At 60.3% G+C, this 17,438-nt stretch carries 13 protein-coding genes; 2 read left to right on the plus strand and 11 right to left on the minus strand.

The window, feature by feature from the left end; all coding sequences use genetic code 11:
- Window positions 1-37: 37 nt before the first annotated feature.
- A complete protein-coding gene (gene cls / locus ELQ88_RS02455; protein ID WP_138963451.1) occupies window positions 38-1,477 on the plus strand; it encodes a cardiolipin synthase in 1,440 nt (479 codons plus the stop codon).
- Here cls and cfaB read toward each other — a convergent pair.
- The 6 genes from cfaB to ELQ88_RS02485 all read right to left on the minus strand — a co-directional run bounded on the left by cfaB (window position 1,474) and on the right by ELQ88_RS02485 (window position 9,442).
- Window positions 1,474-2,661, minus strand: coding sequence for a C17 cyclopropane fatty acid synthase CfaB (cfaB, locus tag ELQ88_RS02460; protein ID WP_128874560.1), 1,188 nt, complete (start codon window positions 2,659-2,661; stop codon window positions 1,474-1,476). The two genes, cls and cfaB, sit on opposite strands and share 4 nt — an antisense overlap.
- Before the next feature lie 228 nt (window positions 2,662-2,889).
- Complete coding sequence (locus tag ELQ88_RS02465) at window positions 2,890-4,797, minus strand: heavy metal translocating P-type ATPase (protein WP_138963453.1); 1,908 nt, start codon at window positions 4,795-4,797, stop codon at window positions 2,890-2,892.
- On the minus strand, window positions 4,794-5,852 hold the full coding sequence (locus ELQ88_RS02470) for a protease modulator HflK (protein WP_138963455.1): 1,059 nt from the start codon (window positions 5,850-5,852) through the stop codon (window positions 4,794-4,796). Before ELQ88_RS02470 ends, ELQ88_RS02465 begins: the two co-directional genes overlap by 4 nt.
- Window positions 5,849-6,889, minus strand: coding sequence for a protease modulator HflC (locus tag ELQ88_RS02475; protein WP_138963457.1), 1,041 nt, complete (start codon window positions 6,887-6,889; stop codon window positions 5,849-5,851). Before ELQ88_RS02475 ends, ELQ88_RS02470 begins: the two co-directional genes overlap by 4 nt.
- A complete protein-coding gene (locus ELQ88_RS02480) occupies window positions 6,886-8,844 on the minus strand; it encodes an SPFH domain-containing protein (RefSeq protein ID WP_138963459.1) in 1,959 nt (652 codons plus the stop codon). The genes ELQ88_RS02475 and ELQ88_RS02480 overlap by 4 nt, the downstream gene beginning before the upstream one ends.
- A 124-nt stretch (window positions 8,845-8,968) precedes the next feature.
- Entirely contained in the window at window positions 8,969-9,442 is a 474-nt protein-coding gene (locus tag ELQ88_RS02485; RefSeq protein ID WP_138963461.1) for an Lrp/AsnC family transcriptional regulator, read from the minus strand.
- Between the two features lie 143 nt (window positions 9,443-9,585).
- On the opposite strand from ELQ88_RS02485, the gene ELQ88_RS02490 reads away from it, so the two are divergent.
- Window positions 9,586-10,215 carry a LysE family translocator gene (locus ELQ88_RS02490; protein WP_138963463.1) on the plus strand — a complete coding sequence of 210 codons (630 nt, stop codon included), beginning with the start codon at window positions 9,586-9,588 and terminating at the stop codon, window positions 10,213-10,215.
- On the opposite strand, the gene ELQ88_RS02495 is transcribed toward ELQ88_RS02490, so the two are convergent.
- From ELQ88_RS02495 to ELQ88_RS02515, 5 genes are all read right to left on the minus strand, one after another.
- Window positions 10,216-12,351, minus strand: coding sequence for a hypothetical protein (locus ELQ88_RS02495; RefSeq protein WP_138963465.1), 2,136 nt, complete (start codon window positions 12,349-12,351; stop codon window positions 10,216-10,218).
- A complete protein-coding gene (locus ELQ88_RS02500) occupies window positions 12,338-13,534 on the minus strand; it encodes a DUF3142 domain-containing protein (RefSeq protein ID WP_138963467.1) in 1,197 nt (398 codons plus the stop codon). The genes ELQ88_RS02495 and ELQ88_RS02500 overlap by 14 nt, the downstream gene beginning before the upstream one ends.
- Window positions 13,535-13,645: 111 nt before the next feature.
- Window positions 13,646-15,676, minus strand: a complete 2,031-nt coding sequence (locus ELQ88_RS02505) for a pyridoxamine 5'-phosphate oxidase family protein (protein WP_138963469.1) — start codon at window positions 15,674-15,676, stop codon at window positions 13,646-13,648.
- 61 nt (window positions 15,677-15,737) lie between these two features.
- Window positions 15,738-16,364: a glutathione S-transferase gene (locus ELQ88_RS02510; RefSeq protein ID WP_138963471.1), complete on the minus strand. Its 627-nt coding sequence runs from the start codon at window positions 16,362-16,364 to the stop codon at window positions 15,738-15,740.
- Between the two features lie 131 nt (window positions 16,365-16,495).
- Window positions 16,496-17,398, minus strand: a complete 903-nt coding sequence (locus tag ELQ88_RS02515) for a LysR family transcriptional regulator (protein ID WP_128874567.1) — start codon at window positions 17,396-17,398, stop codon at window positions 16,496-16,498.
- Between the last annotated feature and the right edge of the window lie 40 nt (window positions 17,399-17,438).

Consider the following 17,438-nt stretch of genomic DNA (forward strand, 5'->3'; position numbering starts at 1 on the left):
CTTTTAAGTATTGAATCTTCAGGAGCAAGGCTGCCCCATGGATTATTTCGGACCGCATGTTTTCGGTTATCTGATCGCCCTTCTGCACTCGTTAGGCATGATCGCCGCCATCCATGCCGTGTTGACCGTTCGGACCGCTCAGGGCTCGATCGCCTGGGCCCTGTCATTGCTGTTCATTCCCTACCTGACGCTTATCCCGTATCTGGTCTTCGGCCGCAGCACCTTCGATGGCTACATCAAGGCCCGGCGTCAGGCCAACGAGGAAATGCGCAAAGCCATCGCCGAGATGAACTGGCGACCCTGGGTCGAAGAGGCGCTGACCGCACGCGCGTCCAGCGCCTACGCGTCACTCAGGGCGATGCCGAAGCTGGGACGCATGCCATGCCTGGCCAACAATGAGGTTCGTTTGCTGATCAACGGCCAGGCCACTTTCGAGGCGATTTTTCAGGCCATCAGCCACGCCAGGCAAGCCGTGCTGATCCAGTTTTTCATCATCCACGACGACCGCCTAGGCCAACGTCTGCACGCGCTGCTGCTGAAAAAAGCCGCCGAAGGCGTGGCGGTCTATCTGCTGTACGATCGAATTGGCAGCCACTCCTTGCCCCACAGCTATGTCCAGCCATTGCGCGATGCCGGCGTCGAGGTCAAAGCGTTTGCAACTCGCAGTGGTTGGCTTAACCGCTTCCAGGTCAACTTCCGCAACCACCGCAAGATAGTGGTAGTCGACGGGATTCTGGGCTTCGTCGGGGGGCACAACGTCGGTGATGAATACATGGGAGAGAAACCGCCTCTGGCCCCGTGGCGCGATACCCACGTGCAAGTGCGCGGCCCCGTCGTGGCCTGCATGCAGGAATCCTTCGCTGAAGACTGGTTCTGGGCAGCCCGTTCCCTGCCACCGCTGATCTTGCCCGACGTTTATCCTGACGATGGCGTGCTCTGCCAATTGCTCGCCAGCGGGCCGGCCGATGCCTACGAGACCTGTTCGTTATTCTTCGTCGAAGCTATCCATGCGGCCACGGAGCGGGTCTGGATCACCAGTCCCTATTTCATCCCGGACGAGGCGGTATTCGCCGCATTGCGTCTGGCGGTGCTGCGTGGCGTGGATGTGCGCATTCTGCTGCCGTCGCGACCGGATCACCGAATCGTCTACGCCGCCTCCAGCCTGTATGCCTTCGAAGCGGTGCGTGCCGGCGTGCGGGTGTTCCGCTACGAGCCTGGTTTCCTGCATCAGAAAGTGGTGTTGATCGACAGTGAAATCAGCGCCGTCGGCAGCGCGAATATGGACAACCGTTCCTTCCGGCTGAATTTTGAAGTGATGCTGTTGACCGTGGACAGCGCTTTTGCCCTGGAAGTGGAACACATGCTCAATGATGACTTTGCCCTGGCCCACGAAATCGCTAAAGAAGAAGGCCGGGAGACCCGCCGCTTGCAACAGGTCGGCATGCGGATCGCCCGGCTGATCTCCCCCATACTCTAGGGGTTGTAAATGTCGTCGCGGGTCCATGGCAGTTCATGGCTGCCATCGGCGTGAGCTTTCACCGCCAGGATCTGGTGCAAATTGATCCAGCCCCTGGCGAATGCATAGGCGCATCCCGCGAGGTACAGCCGCCAGATTCGCAATGCCTGCTCGGGCACCAATTTTCCCGCGGCCTCCAGATTGTCTTCGAGACGTTCGCTCCAATGGTCGAGGGTACGCGCGTAATGCAGACGCAGGCTCTCGACATCGACGATCTCCAGCCCTGCTTCGCTGATCTCGGCAGAAATCATCGATAAGTGCGGCAGCTCACCGTTGGGGAATACGTACTTCCCAATGAAATCACCGGCACCGCGCCCCACTGGACGGCCATCGGTGTACTTGGCGGTGATCCCGTGGTTCATCACCAGGCCGCCCTCCTTCACCGCGCCGAACAAGGTTTTGCAGTATTGGGTCAGGTTGGCGTGACCGACGTGCTCGAACATGCCCACGCTGACCACTTTGTCGAAACGCCCGTCCTGAGGTAAATCGCGGTAGTCCAACAGCTGTAATTCGATCAGATCGTCCAGGCCTTCGGCACTCACCCGCTCACGGGCCAAGGCCAACTGTTCACTACTGAGCGTAATGCCGAATACCTTCGCACCGAACTCCCGGGCCGCATACCGCGCCAATCCGCCCCAGCCGCAACCGACATCAAGCAGATACTCCCCCGGTTGCAGCCGCAATTTGCGACACAGGTGGCGGAATTTGGCTTGCTGGGCTTGCTCAAGGGACTCGCTACCGGTTTCGAAATAGGCGCAGGAATACGCCATGTCGCTGTCGAGCCATAGCTGGTAAAAGGCATTGGAAAGGTCGTAGTGATAGGAAATCGCTTTAGCGTCGGTTTCCTTGTCGTGAACGGTGCGAACCGGCTGGCTGCTGTCGTCCTCGTCCAATAACGCCTGACTCCATTCATCGCAGACGCGGATCACGTCGCTGATGGAACCTTCGAGCTCCAGTTTGCCTTCGACAAACGCCGCTCCGAGCGCGTCGAGACTGGGGTGGGTGAACTGGGTAACCATTTGTGGGTCCTTGACCACAATAGTGACGCTGGGCGTCGGTCCCAGGTTGAACTCATGGCCGTCCCAGAGTCGCAAGCGTAAGGGAAGTTGCAGATTCTGTAAGGCCGGCGGAAGTTGCGCGAGCATGGAGAGCCCCCCTTGTTTCAGACGTCTGATGAGAGGGTAGACCATCCTGGAAAAATAGCTGGCTATCGAATTAATAGCGATTGTCTATAACCCACGGAGCTACAACTAGCCGCCGAGCGTTCATACAGTGCTATGCCCTCAACCTAGATGACTACGAATCGGACACACAGTTCTAAAAAGTTTCTATTAACGTCAGCTCCCGGTTTAGAGCCCTGTATCGCGGCAAACTTAACTGTCGTCTTTCAGCTTGAGCAAGGGCTCTTGAAATCGCAGCAACCGACCGGCATTGCCCAGCACCAGCAAGGTACTGAAGTTGTGCAACAACGCGGCAATCATCGCCCCCGCCGCGCCAAGCCAGCCGAATGCAGCGAATACGACGATCGCGAGTGTCCAGCCCAGACCGATGATCACATTGACCTGCAAGGTCTGCCGGCATTGACGGCTCAAGCGCACGCAAGTGCCAAGCCGACGCAAGTCGCTGCCGATCAGCACGATGTCGGCCGAGGCCAGCGCGATGTCCGCTCCGCCCGCGCCCATGGCGACACCAACGACACCCGCCTTGAGCGCCAGCGAATCATTGATTCCGTCGCCCACCACCATTGGCCGAAAACCGTTACCGATTTCTTTCAACACGCGATTGAGTTTGTCCTCGGGCAAGGCCTGCGCTTCGACATTACTGATGCCAACATCACGAGCCAGCGTGTGTGCGACGCTCTGCCGATCACCGGTGAGCAATAACTGGCGTCCCAGTCCGAGCTCACGCAATTCACTCAAGGCAAAACGCGCTTCGGGTTTGACGCTGTCAGCCAGCAACAGCCAGGCAAGGAATTCGCCGTCGAGTGCCAGACCGGCGATCGGACCATCGTGGTCGGGAACCGTTGACGTGGGGATGCCCAATTGTGCAAACAATTCCGGACGACCCAGTGCCGCCTCGCCTTGTCCAGTCATTGCCACGACACCCAAGCCCTGCCGTTCGCGAATGTCCGAGAGCAAAAGAAAATGCTCCTGCGTGACCAACCCGGCGAGCGCCCGGCTGACCGGATGACTGCTGGCGGACCCAAGACTGGCGGCAAGTTTCAGAACGTGGCTGCGATCCTCGAGCGGGCTGTCGATGGATTGCAAACGCAAAGTACCAAACGTCAGGGTTCCGGTCTTGTCGACCACCAGCGAAGTCAGGTCAGCCAACTCTTCAAGAAACGCCGAGCTGCGGATCAGAATCCCGTGACGAGCCGCTACCGCCACCCCGGCAATGGCCGTGGCTGGCGCTGATAGCACCAGCGCACAAGGACAGGCCGCCACCAACACCGCGAGCATCGCCTGAGCATCGTTAGTGACGAACCATGTCACTGCGGCCAGCAGCAACACCAGTACCATGTAGCTCCCGGCATAGCGCTCCAGCAAACGGGTGATTGGCGGCTTGGATCGCTCGGCGCTTTGCATCAGCGCGATGACTTTGCCAAGGGTCGATTCGGTGCCGGTGCGGGTCACTTCGATGCGCAACAAACCATCGAGATTGATTGCACCACCGAACACCAGCATGCCGACCGCCGCTTCCATTGGCACCGACTCACCGGTGATGGACGCCGTATCGAGACTTGCCTGACCGGATAAAACCCGACCGTCCGCCGGCACCCTGTCACCGGCACGTACCTCGACGATATCAGCGCTCTTGAGCGTTGCGTTGTCGACTTCGACGATAGAACCATCAGCCTGAACCTTGCGCGCATGGCTGCGAGTCAGTTTGCCGAGCGCATGAATCGCCTCCTGTGAACCGATTACGCTGCGCTCTTCCAGGACATGGCCAAAGATCATGATGATCGGCAGCAATGCGGCAGTGAGCAGATCGCCGGTGGCCCAGGCACCGAGCATGGCCAAGGCGATCAGCTGATCGGTGATCCCGTGCAGACTGGGGTAACGCAAGCTGTACCACGCCGAGCGCATCACCGGCACGGCGACCAGTAGCGAAGCAAAACCCAACAGCAATTGACTGACGCCAGTCTGCTCCGGCATTAACCAGCGCCAGATCAGTCCGAGTGCCAGCAAGCCAAGAGCAAGCATCGCCAGGGTCAATTGGCGGGCGGCGCTGCGTTGTTCATCCGAGGACAACAGGCTCGGAGCTGCGGCTGTAGTAGTCATTGTGCGGCTCCCTGAATGATCAGGTGTGAATCGTCTTTTGGATTGACCGTGGTCACCGAGCCGGCCTGCTCAAGAATTGTCGGCATCCGCTCGCGGTAGATGCGCAGCAGCATTTGTGGGTCGCTGCCCCGCTGTTGTGCCGAGGCCAGACTCAAGACAGTCGCCGTGTCGGCGGAGGCTTTTGCCAACCGCTCGCGGGCCTGAGCGTGGGCGACCTGAAGCGTGCGATCGGCTTGTTGGTTGGCAGTCTGGGTCAATTTCTCGGCCTCCGTGCGCGCATTCGCCACCGCTTTGTCGGCTTGCTGGCTGGCCGTCAGCACTGCGTTGAAAGCATTGACCGCCGGCCCTGGCAGACTGGATTGCACGTCGACGCGCGTCACTTCGATCCCAAGCCCCTGCCCTGTCGCGGTCAATTGCGCCAAGCGCTGATTGATGCCTTGTACCAGATCGCCACGCAGCCGCTCGCGTCTTTCGGCTGCTTTGTTGTCGGCACCGATCAGCTCCGGTCTCGCGACCAGAATGGTGTCCAGGTCTCGGGCGGCAGTGAGTGCCACGGCGCTGCGAGTGACCAGTCGGTCCAATGCCGGTATCACATGTTCGCCCTGAAGGACGAAGCCATAAGGTTCGGTGACCTTATAGAACACCCGCACATCCAGTTGCACCACGCCTGCGTCACCGGTCAAAAGATAACCAGAGCCGGCCAGCGCATCACTGAGCGGTGTGGCGAACGTGGCGACTCGATCGGCCTGCATGGCGACATCACTGCGCAATAGGTTTTCAACTCGACGTTCGATCACTCGATCCGCAGCCGGCAACAAAATCACCTGCTCGAACGGCCGCGGCCAGGCCAACAACAAACCGCCGTTCTGGATGCGATCCAGCGCTCCAAAGTGCACTACCACTGCCCTATCTTGCGGATCGATCTGGCGCACGTTGGAAAACGCCCAAGCCAGGGCGGCGAGTATCGTTACCGCATATAGCGCAAGAAAGGCCAATCGCCCAGCTTGAATCCAGGGGCTGTTAAGCTCATTTGTTCCACGTGGAACCAAACTCATGGCTGCGACCCGGTCTTGTTATCAAGAGTCGGCGGACCATCAACCAGCACCCGAAATGGCGCGGCGTCGGTGCGCAAGATCATTTTGGTATTGGGAGTGACGATAGTGCCCAAGGTATCCAGGGAGCGCAGCAAGTTATAGAGCTGCGGCGATCCAGCGTAGGCACGGCCGTAAATCTGCGCAGCTTCGACCCGGGATTGCGCTTCGATCTCGGCCGCCTTGACTGTGGCATCGGCCTGGACGATTCGCGCATCACGTTCGGCAGCGGAACGGATTTGCGCCGCTTCGCGTTTACCGATGGCTGTGCGTTCGGTGGCAATTGTTTCACGCTCGGCGCGCATCCGATCGACCGTGGCAGTGAGGGTTACCGACGGTAAAGTCAGACGTTCAATGCCGACTTGCACCACCCGCACGCCATACGTCGTCAACAATTGTTGATCGATTTGCTGACGCAGCTGAGTTTCAAAGTCAGCAATGCGCACTTGATTCGCATCGGTGTTCACCAGGTTGGCCAGATCATAACTGCTGGCCGTGGTCTCCAGCGCCGAGCCGACAAAGGTACGAATCTGCCGCGCCGCCTCGTCCGGCTGATTCTGCACGGCGCGCATGAAGCGCTGAACATTGTCCGGATCGCCTTGCACCTGCCACGCCACATAAGCCTGAACGATAATGCGCAAACCATCGCGCGTGCCCACATCCTGCAAACCGCTGGAGGTCGTACGTAACCGCAGGTCGACCGGGATTGCCGCTTCGAAGGGCGCCGGCCAACGCCAACCCAGACCCGGATCCAGCAACACGCGCGACGGATTGCCAAAACGCGTGATCACCGTTGCCTCGCCCGATCGCACTTGCACCAGGCTCGCGGCGGCGATGGCGAACGCCACCAGCAGCGCGGCCCAACCCATGCGACGCCACGGAAACGGGCCAGCTTCCCGCGGGTCACCATGGTGGTGATGGTGATGCCCGTGGTGATGCCCGCCATGGCTGTGATCGTGACCATGGCCGCTATGGTCATCGTGAGAGTGGGACTGGCTCAATTGGCAACTCCTGGTTGAGCGGATTTACTCGGCGGCGCAGGGTCAGCCGGCAGGGTGAAAGTACGCAGGTCGATGGTCGGCGCATTGCTGCTGCCGCCCAGGCGATGATCGAGCACCAGCAGTCTGGCGTGGGCCAAGCCCTGGGACAGCTGGCTCAAGTACTGTTCCAGCACAAAGGCCTGGCCGGCGCTGGCATAAGCCTTTTGTTCGGCGCCGAATTTCAAATCTGCCGCTTGCGCGGCGGCGTAGATTTCACGTGCGCTGGCCATCGCCTGGTCGCGAGCAATGCTGGCCTGCGACTGCGCCTGCTGGGTAGCCTGGGCTGCTGCACCGCGTTCACGGGAGATCAATGCTTGAGCAGCAATCTGCGCCGCTTGCACCCCGTGATAGGCATTCGCTGCCCCCGCCGGCGGATGAATCGCTTCGACCACGGTGGCGAGGATTTCCACGCCACTGTCGAGTTTCTGCAGATCCGCCTGCACCGCCCGGCCAATGTCTTCGGCGAGCCCTACTCGGTCCTCGCCGAGCAAACCGTCGAGGGTGCGTGACGCGAAGTCGTGAACCAGAATCCGGCTGGCGGTGCTGCGGATCAGAGTGGGTACATCGGCATTGTTGTAGGTCGCCGCCAACGCCGCCTGATCGCTCAGGCCGATGCGGTAGACGAAACGCACGTCCATGTTGACGATCTGGAAGCTCTGTTTGTCGGCTCGGCTGCTGGCGATGACCTGGGATTTGTCATTCACGTGGCTCGCATCCCACAAGCGATTGGCAATCGCCGGCGCCTGACCTTCGGCGGGTTCGGCGCTAATGGCTGGTGCTGCTTCGCCAACACTGGTCGCCAACTCGTGGACCACGCCGTTTTCAACGTTCAGCACTCGCCCCAACGGCCAAGGTAAACCCGCGTGCAAACCAGGACCGAATACCTCCACAGGTTTGCCGAAGCGCTCGTAGATGCCTCGCCCTTGCAGGGGAATTTCGTGAACACCGGTGAGCGACCACCCGACAATCGAGACCACTGCCACCACTGGCAAAAATGCCCGGCGCATATAGGTGAGAGCCCAGATCTGCCGCAGGTCTATTCCAAAGCGGTTGTGCAGTTCGTGTTGTAACGCCAGCAACGGCTGTGGTGGCCAGCGCAGCATGTCGGCAATGAAGCTTCGCGCCAGCATCGCCGGTTCGAGTCGGTGACGCCGGGGGCTGAATAACGACAATGCGGCGCGTAACAGCAGTTCCAGCGCGACCAGCCCCGGTAACAGGCCGATCAGGACGGCCAGCCGCACCGGCCAGACCGAAGTCCCGCTGGTGAACAACAGGCACAAGGCGCTCAGCACCAGACAGATAATTGCTACACGCGTCAGCTGCGCCAATGACCCTGCTTCGGGCCACTGGGCCAGGTTTTCCTGGGCCAGTTGACGCTCCAGCACCAGCAAACCAAAGGCCAGCACTAATGACAGTACAGCACCGACACTGGCCGAGAGGCCGAACGCGGCAGACGGCAGTGTAAGGTTCCACGCCTGTTCAACGCTCAAAAGCGTCAACAGCGCCCACCCGCCAAGCCACAATGTCGGCGCGCCAATCTGCAACAGCATCCTGCGCCATTGCTGACTGATTCGATCCAGCAACCGGTCGTACCAACCCTCCGGGGTAGCCACTTCGTCAGTCACGCCCGCCGGCACGGATGGATTTATCGCTTGGGCGCGCCACTGCGTCACCCACCAGGCCGACTGCAGTCCGGCAAGCAGCACCAACAAACCGGCGCTTTGATTGGTCAGCACTGGCACCCAAAGAGACTCCGGCGCAAATAGTCCGACAAAAAATGCCAGTACCAGACCTGTCGCCGCCAGCACTCCCAAGCCGATTGCGAATTGGCGCAATCGACGTCCTTGAAAGACTGCCTGCTGGAAGCGTGGCAGCCCGGTTACTTCAGCTCCATCACCCTCTAGATCGATTTGCATACCACCCCAGTGTTCAGCTCTGCTTACGTCGGTTCGTTACGGTATAACGAAACGGGTGAATTTTTCGTATTGTTTCGACATATGGCGTAACGCTGAGCTGCGGCAGGGTGGCAATCTATAACAATCAGTCCGGCAAATGCCCCAACGGCAACGCTCCCGGGGTCTTCACCGTGTGAATCGCAAAGTTACTGCGGATGTCACTCACACCTGGCAACTTCAATAAACGCCCGGTGAGAAACCGGTCATAGGCACGCAGATCCGGCACCACCACTTGCAGCAAAAAATCTGATTCACCAGATACCAGAAAAGCGGAAATCACCTCGGGCAATGCCGTCACCGCCAGGCGAAAAGACTCCGCCTGTTCATCGTTGTGGCGTTCGACCTTGACCCCGACAAACACCGTCAGCCCCAACCCGACTTCATCGCGATCAAGATTGGCCTGGTAGCCGCGAATCACCCCGGCTTCTTCGAGCATTCGCACCCGGCGCAAACAGGGCGATGCGGACAGCCCGATCTCGTCGGCGAGTTGTACATTGCTCAGGCGACCGTCCCGTTGCAGTGCTGCGAGAATCTTGCGGTCGTAGGCATCAAGTTTCATGTTTGGCAGATCCTGAGGGTGTGCGTGTTATTCCGTGGCAGGTTATGCCAACTCAAGATGATTTAGAAGCAAACTACGCAACCACCTGCCCTGCCCTTCCGCCCTAGACTGAGCGTACCGAATCGACAACCAATGGGTGCACAGTGGCAGGACTCTGGCTGTTTTTCATGGCGCTGGCGGTGGTTTACCTGTTGCCGGGCCCGGACATGATTCTGCTTTTGCAGACCGGTGCACGTCAGGGCAAAGGTGCCGCACTGGCAACTGCGGTGGGCCTGGGCGTTGCCCGGGGGTGCCATGTGGCGTTGGCGGCGCTCGGGCTGGCGACGCTGTTCAAAGTTGCGCCCTGGACCTTCGACGTCGTCCGTCTGGTCGGGGCTGCCTATTTACTGTGGATCGGCATTCAGTGCCTGCGAACGACACTGCTGCCGAATCTGAATGGTGAACAAGCCGCCTCCGGGAAGTCTCATTGGCGCGCAGCAATCCTGCGCGGTTTGCTCACCAATCTGCTTAACCCCAAGGCGCTGCTGTTTTGCTCGGTGCTGTTGCCGCAATTCATCAATCCTGATGCCGGCCCGGTACTCGCACAGTTTGCGACCTTGGGCATAGTACTGGTCAGCGTCGGCTTGTTGTTCGACAGCGCTTATGCGCTGACCGGCGCCGCGCTGGGTCGCTGGCTGCAACGCAGTCCATCGGCCCAGCGTTTACAGCAATGGCTGTTCGGTAGCCTGCTGATCGGATTCGCCGTGCGGTTGACGTTCGTGCAACAGGCCTGATCAGGTCAGCGCCTTGCGTTTGCGACGATTGATCAGTACCAGGGCGATCGCTGTAAAGATCACCACGCCGCCCACTTGCAGCCATTTTTTATAGGGCCGTAGCGCTGAACGGACGGGCGCCACAGCCTGGGTCACGTAGCGTTTGTCTGCATTCTGAAAATCCGGATAAGGGCAGCGCTCGCCAAAGAATATGGCCCAGGGGACATAGGGGCCTTCCTTGACGTAGCGTCGATAGAACGCAGATTTTTCTTCGACACCGGTATTCCAGCCCGCCGCCGCGCACAGTACCGCGGCAAATGCCTGGCTGGTATGGGGCAAGTTATCGGCGGCGCGACTGGCAAATTCATTGGCGACATAACGATAGTGATAACGCAGGTCGGGGCGGGCCGCGCTGGCCTGCTGGCGTCTGACTTCCTCTTCAGCCACTAACGGACCGACCTTGAGTTCGCTGCTTTGGAGACTGTAATTGCCATCGAAGGTCGCATAATCCGGAGACATCTCGTAGCCCAACAGCGCCATGCCATCGAAGCGGGCCAGTGTCGCGGCATGGAAGTACGCGAATGCCCGTTTGGTAGGCCACCATTTCGATTCGGCATCGTTGCGCAACGCTCCATACCACTTTGCCTTGGCCTGCAACTCGGTGTTGTCAAAGTACGCCGGAGCTTCGTCGTAGCGCTGCTCACGCAGCAACCGCCGCCCCAGCAAATTGCGCAATTTGGCCGCCACCGGCAACGGCACATAGTTATCGCGCTCCTGCCGGGTCAACGCGGGTGGCGCCGGCACTTGGGTGTCGACGTATTGCTTGAGCTCATCGAGGGTCAGCACCCGCTCGGCAACCGTTGCCGCGTCGAACCAATAAATGTCTTGGCTGCGATAGAGCTGATCGAACGCTTGCAGGTAATCCCCACGTTGCAGTGCCAGGATCGCGCTTTCACCCTCGACCCGGCATTTAGGCTGCAGGGTTTCGTAATCCCAATCCGGGGTGCGTCGTTCGCCCCAGGATTCATTCTGCGGGAAGGCTTGGGCAGCCTTGGCGTACGCCGCAGCGGCCGCAGTCTTGTCGCCATCGCGCATCGCCAGTTTCGCCCGTAGCCACCACGCCAGACCGCCATCGCCCGCGTGCTCAAGAAATGCCTTGGCACTGGTGTAGTCACCCTGCTGATAGTTGACTGCCGCCAGACGATCAGCATTGTCGAGGCTACCCCGAGTGCTGTTGTGCAACAGTTTGATCAGCTTCAATTCGTTCGGCGGCTGATCACCGAATGACCAGCCCATCCGGCTGATCAACGACGCCGTTACCAGTTGCTGCACCGGTTTGCCCCTGAGCAACGGAGCCAGCTGATCTTCAGGCATCGCCGCCAGATCGTTCATCAACAGTTTCAGCGAGGTGTAACCCACCGCCGAACCGTGGAGGTTTTGTGTGGCATAGAGTTCGATGGCGCGGTTCCAGTCACCCCCACTGCGCGCTACGCGGGCTTCTTCGCCGAGGCTGGCGACGCCCAGTTCCAGCGGGTCGCTGAAGCCATCAATGCTCAGCTGACGAGTGTGCTCGAATGCCTTGCGCGACTGATCCAGCAACCCGGGACCCGCGTCCGCTTCGGCGCTCATGGCAAACAATGCCCGACCTGATGAATAAGCAGCCCAGGTGCTACGCAACTTTCGCTGATCAACCGGTAATGCCAGGACCTTCTGGAAGTACTCGACCGCCAGCCCACGGTCGCCCGTATTGAACGCCACGGCACCTGCCAGATAGAGCTTGAGCTCGGCCGGCAAATCCGCGCCTTGAATCTCGACCTGACGGGCATCGGTCAGGCTGCGCAGCTGTTTCACCCGTGCTTGCTGCTCTGCCGTCAAACCGGCCCGCTCTGCGTTGTCCCGCTGCTCGGCAAGATCGGGCGCATCACCATAGCCAACATTCGGATTGTGGGTGGCGGCCGTGACGTTCTTGAGCCCGGCGAGCGCCTGCCCGAGGCGATTGATCTCGAAGTTGAAGTTACCTTCCGGCAGCTCCGCCAGCGATTGGCCACGGTTATCCAGCAGGCGCATCGGGAAGTCCGGCCCGCAGGCCAGCGCCGAACCCAGCGGCAGGCCGAGACTCAGGCACAGCAAGTGACGGGGCCAGTTACGGGTGAACATTTGAAGCTCCTTGATCAATGTTTGCGCAACGCGCCCAACCGATGGCGCGCTGTCCGCCGGCCGCTATTCGACCGTCACTCAGGCGCGTGAAGGTAAGCAGATCCGGGCTCTGTTGCAACGCATAGCCGGCGAGGGCATCGGCGCCGTCGCAACCCTGCACCGCCAGTGTCAGGCGTTCGGGCCAGGCGTTGTCGAGATTGCCCTGATTAACCAGGCTGATGTCATAAAGGCCTTCTTTCGCTGAAAGCTTCAGCGTCAGGCGACTGTCGAGCGCATCGCCGCGGGCCACGGCGCGCAAGGTGGTCAGGCTCCATGCCCTGCGGTCGTTGGCCAGCGGCAGACGAAACCAGATCAATCCGGCCAGATGAGCCGGAGGATCGTCGCGCAATTGCCTGCCGAGTTGGCTCAGTAGCTGCGGATCGGCCAACAGTTCCCGGCGCGTTCCGCCCCGCTCGAGGGGCACTTCGCTTTCCACGACCGGTGCGCCATTGTCCCCAGGCAACAACGCCACGCCATAGGCCGGCAGCGCCAGATAAAAAGGTTTCGAAGTGATGCGGCTCCAGGTTACGGCCCACTTTTTGGCCTGATCCGGGTCAAACAAGCCACTGCGCGGATCACTGACCGCGTGCACCTGCAACACACTGCTATCGACTGTGGATAAGAGCGCCGGCAACTCAGGGCTGTCGAGCCAGGAGGGCAAGGCAGTGATGCTCAATGGCAGTGACGCTGGCAGAACCGAGCGCAGATGCACAAGAAATTCCCGATAGGCCGGTAATCGAGCATTGCCTGCATCGTGGTCGATTTCCACGCCGGCGAGGTTCAGCCCTCTCCCTTGCCAGTCGCCTAGGACCTGCTGGATCTGCGCAGTGACCTGGTCCTGGTCCAGCGATGGGAGCTGGCCATCGAGACGAACCACCGCTATCAACGGCCTGCCGTCACCTTTGAGCAACGCCGGATCAATGCGCGCCCGACTCCAACCCGCCTGCGGGAACGCCTGCAAGGCCAACACCCGCAGGGTCGAGAAGTCAGCGCGGCTGTCCTTGATGGCGGTTTCATGGGCCGGGGTCCATTGTCGTTGCCAGACGTAGAGCTGCTGATCAAGTGGCAGTGCGTCCTGTCGTTCGCAACCGTTGAGCAATCCCATCGCTGCGAGCAACACGATCAATCGAGTCAAAAAAACCATTAACAGCCTTATCCCTGAAATGCGAAAAGGGCCGTTCATGGCCCCTTGTCGTTCTTGCCCCCTACCCTACTGAGGCCCCGGCTGATGGGCAATGCTCACTGACAGGGCTCATCAGATATCCAACACCAAAGGTTGCGAACCCTGGGCCGGAATTGCGCAACAAATCAGGACCTGACCTTCGCCCAGCACCTCTGCCGGCGGCTGTGGATAATGGACCTGGCCACTGATCAAGCGAGTCTTGCAGGTGCCGCAGGAACCGCCGCGACAGCTGAATTCCGGGCGCAGCCCACGGCTTTCCGCCAACTCCAGCAAACTGCCGCCGTTCGGGTGCCAGCGGGCCTCTTTGGCCGAGCGCTGGAACACCACGGGTACCGACGCAGTGGCCGCGGGCGGTTGATCGATGACCACCGCGTCAGGATCAGGCTTGCGACGCAAGGTCGAGGGGCCAAAGGTTTCGGCGTGAATCCTGGCATCACGGATGTCCAGATCCCGCAGGCTGTCGTATAGCCCCTGGGTAAAACTGCCTGGACCGCAGAGGACAAAATCCAGCTGATCGTAGTCCTCCACTTCGAGAACGGTCTTGAGCAACGCGGTGTCGATCCGTCCCACAAGGTCAAAATCCTCGCCCTCGTGAACCTCGGGTTCCGGCTGGCTAAGCAGGCGCAACACCCTCACTGCGTCACCTGCATCGTCGAGCAAGTGATCCAGCTCCGCCCGAAACGGTTGATCGGCCAAGGTTCGCGAACCCTGGAAAAACCAGGTCGGCCGAATGTGGCGAGTACGCAGGCCCTGGTAAACCACCTCGCGCAGCATCGACAGCAGCGGCGTGATACCGACCCCCGCCGCCAGCAACACCAGCGGCCGGCGTTCATGGGCTGCCACGGTGAAATGCCCTTGAGGCGCGCGGGCCTCAAGCAAATCACCCACACGAACCTGTTCATGCAAAAACGAAGAAACCAGACCTTCGCGCTTCACGCTGATGCGCAAAAAATCATCGGACGGCGCACTCGACAGGCTGTAGGTTCGGATATGCACCTCGCCAGCAATAGTGAATCGTAGCGGCAGATGTTGCCCGGCCTGAAACACCGGGAATCCGGCACCATCGGCGGGCTGCAGATAGATCGAGCGGATGGTGTGGCTTTCCGCTTCGATCCGCACCACCCGCAACGGCCGCCATTGATCGCCCAGGGCCTGGGCTTGCAGACGAGCCCGGGCCTGCTCCCAGGTACCGGTCAGCAAGCTGGTGGGGGAAACGCCATCGAAACGCCAGCGCAAAGCCAATGCTGCCGGGCGCCGTACCACGCTTTCCACGTCGAATGTCCAGAGGCGCTCCGCACCTTGAAAAGCTTCGACTTGCGGGCCTTCAAGGATGATTTCGGTGCGCCCGCTGAGCTGCAGCAGATCACCGGAGTTGAAATCGATAAACAGCAAACCGGCGCGAGGGTTGAGCAGCAGGTTGCCCAAGGTGTTGAAGAACAGATTGCCGGCGAAATCCGGAATGGTCAGGCGATTGCCTTCCACCTGGACGAACCCGGACTGACCGCCGCGGTGCGAAACGTCCACCGAGCGCTGACCATCGACGTCCACATAGCTGGCGACGAAAAAGGTATCGGCCCCCCCGATCATGGCTCGAGCTGCATCATCCAGCCCGTCGAGGTGCTGGGCGGTGCGAGTCGACGGGTCCGCCAGCGGCACCGAGCAAAACTGCCGCAATTGAATGTATTGCGGGCAATTGCCGAAGGACTGTTCCACGCTCACAGCGAAACTGCCGGCTGTCATTGAGTGAATGCGACCGTTGATGCGGTTGCGCCGTCGGGTGTGCAGCTCGATGCCCAGCAGGCCGATCGCCGCGCCATCGCTCAATTGCGCAGGATCATCGGCACCGGGCAGGCGGCGAAATTGCAGCACACCGGGCTCGGGCGAATAAGCGAAGCCCGGCTCGCCCTCGATAATGCTGGCCCAGGGTTTACCATCGGCATCCACCGCGCCGTACAACATGAACGGCAACTGCTGATAGAACGCACGGTGCTGGTCCGGCATCTCGGTGCGTATCACCCTGCGACCGAACGCGTCCATTCGCTCGGCAACCCCAACGTGAGCCTGCAACTGTTTCTCGCCAGCATGCCAAGGCGAACGGTCCATAACGGCTTCTCCCCTGCGCCATCGACGCAGCGTGAACGACCCTTGTATCGGGCCGCCAGCATCAGGCGGTTGTTTGCAGGCCGGCGACGGTACGCGGCATGCCGACAAAACCGGGCAAGGCTTCGATGCGCTTCAGCCAGGCGCGCACGTTGGCATAGTCTTCCAGGGAGACATTACCTTCGGGTGCATGGGCGATGTAGCTATAGGCCGCGACGTCGGCAATGGTCGGCTCGCTACCTGCCAGAAAAGTCGTATGAGCGAGTTCCTGATCGACCACTTTGAGCACGTCGTGGGAACGGGAAATCGCTTCTTCAGCGTTGTGGGGCGCGCCGAATACTGTGATCAACCTCGCCCTGGCAGGGCCAAATGCGATCGGCCCGGCGGCCACCGACAACCAGCGCTGCACCTTGGCGGCACCGACTGGGTCGACTGGCAGCCAGCGACCGTTGCCGTACTTTTGCGCCAGATAAACCAGAATCGCGTTGGAGTCCGCCAGTACCACGCCTTGATCATCAATAACCGGAACCTGACCGAAAGCATTGAGCGCCAGGAACTCCGGCTGCTTGTGTGCACCCTTGGCCAGATCGACAAAGATCAGCTCGGTCGGCAGTTGCAGCAGGGACAGCATCAACTCCACACGGTGAGCATGGCCGGAACGGGGGAAGTTGTAGAGTTTGATCGCGTGCATGGTCGACTCCGCAGGGTGGGTGGCGCTGTTCGGGAGAGATCAGCGCCGATGCCCGTTATCTTCCACCCGCAACCAAAACAATAGAATCACCAGCAAACGCAATCCATTATTTCAACCAGCGCAATAATTGCTTATCCCTGCAAGGCCGGGTGTTCGCGTAGCGCCTCCACGGCGAAATCGACGAAACTTCGAACTCGCGCGGGGGCGTTGCGCCCGCCCTGGTACACCACATGGATGGGTAATGGCGGCAATTCGAAGTCGGCCAACACGATTTCCAACTCACCGGCGGCGACTTTGTTTGCGACCTGATAAGACAGGACCCGGGTGAAACCCAGCCCCAGACACGCTGCAGTGATCGCCGCCTGATTCGCCGTCACCACCAATCGGGGCTCAGGACGAACACTGAGCGGTTCACCTGCGTCAAGAAACGGCCAGCTTCTCACCTGACCGATAGCAGACGTGGCAATCACCGGTGCCTGAGCCAGGTCGCGAGGATGTTGCGGTCGACCCTGGGCCATCAGAAACCCTGGCGATCCGCAAATCACCCGCCGCACTTCACCCACGCGAATCGCGTGCTGATGACTGTCGGGCAACTCACCGATGCGCACGGCGACATCAACGCCCTCCTCGACCATGCTCACCACCCGGTCGACCAGCAAGCCATTGATGCTGACTTCAGGGAACCGGGTCAGATACTCCACCATCACTGGCGTGACAAACAGCTCGCCAAACAACACCGGCGCGGTGATCGTCAATTGCCCACGGGGCTGGGCGTGGCTGCCTGCCGCCGAGTCCTCGGCTTCCTGCACCTCGGCGAGAATCCTGCGACAGTCTTCCAGATATCGCTGACCGGCCTCGCTCAAATGCACGCTACGCGTCGTGCGGGTGAGCAACAGCGTGCCGATGCGTTTTTCCAGCGCCGCCACCGCTCGGGTGACGCTGGCGGCCGACATGCCCAAACGCCGCGCCGCCGCCGAGAAGCCCTGATCCTGGGCGACGGCGGCGAAGACCTGCATTTCCTGGAACCGGTCCATAAGTGTATGTCCTTTCAAAATCAAAAAATCGCAGCCTTCG

The sequence above is a fragment of the Pseudomonas sp. MPC6 genome, assembly GCF_006094435.1.
GTDB lineage: Bacteria > Pseudomonadota > Gammaproteobacteria > Pseudomonadales > Pseudomonadaceae > Aquipseudomonas.

What these genes read in the sequence shown, in the direction of transcription:
- cls (WP_138963451.1), top strand. Translation starts at nt 38, where the DNA reads ATGGATTATTTCGGACCGCATGTTTTCGGTTATCTGATCGCCCTTCTG.
- cfaB (WP_128874560.1), bottom strand. Translation starts at nt 2,661, where the DNA reads ATGCTCGCGCAACTTCCGCCGGCCTTACAGAATCTGCAACTTCCCTTA.
- ELQ88_RS02465 (WP_138963453.1), bottom strand. Translation starts at nt 4,797, where the DNA reads ATGACTACTACAGCCGCAGCTCCGAGCCTGTTGTCCTCGGATGAACAA.
- ELQ88_RS02470 (WP_138963455.1), bottom strand. Translation starts at nt 5,852, where the DNA reads ATGAGTTTGGTTCCACGTGGAACAAATGAGCTTAACAGCCCCTGGATT.
- ELQ88_RS02480 (WP_138963459.1), bottom strand. Translation starts at nt 8,844, where the DNA reads ATGCAAATCGATCTAGAGGGTGATGGAGCTGAAGTAACCGGGCTGCCA.
- ELQ88_RS02485 (WP_138963461.1), bottom strand. Translation starts at nt 9,442, where the DNA reads ATGAAACTTGATGCCTACGACCGCAAGATTCTCGCAGCACTGCAACGG.
- ELQ88_RS02495 (WP_138963465.1), bottom strand. Translation starts at nt 12,351, where the DNA reads ATGTTCACCCGTAACTGGCCCCGTCACTTGCTGTGCCTGAGTCTCGGC.
- ELQ88_RS02500 (WP_138963467.1), bottom strand. Translation starts at nt 13,534, where the DNA reads ATGGTTTTTTTGACTCGATTGATCGTGTTGCTCGCAGCGATGGGATTG.
- ELQ88_RS02505 (WP_138963469.1), bottom strand. Translation starts at nt 15,676, where the DNA reads ATGGACCGTTCGCCTTGGCATGCTGGCGAGAAACAGTTGCAGGCTCAC.
- ELQ88_RS02510 (WP_138963471.1), bottom strand. Translation starts at nt 16,364, where the DNA reads ATGCACGCGATCAAACTCTACAACTTCCCCCGTTCCGGCCATGCTCAC.
- ELQ88_RS02515 (WP_128874567.1), bottom strand. Translation starts at nt 17,398, where the DNA reads ATGGACCGGTTCCAGGAAATGCAGGTCTTCGCCGCCGTCGCCCAGGAT.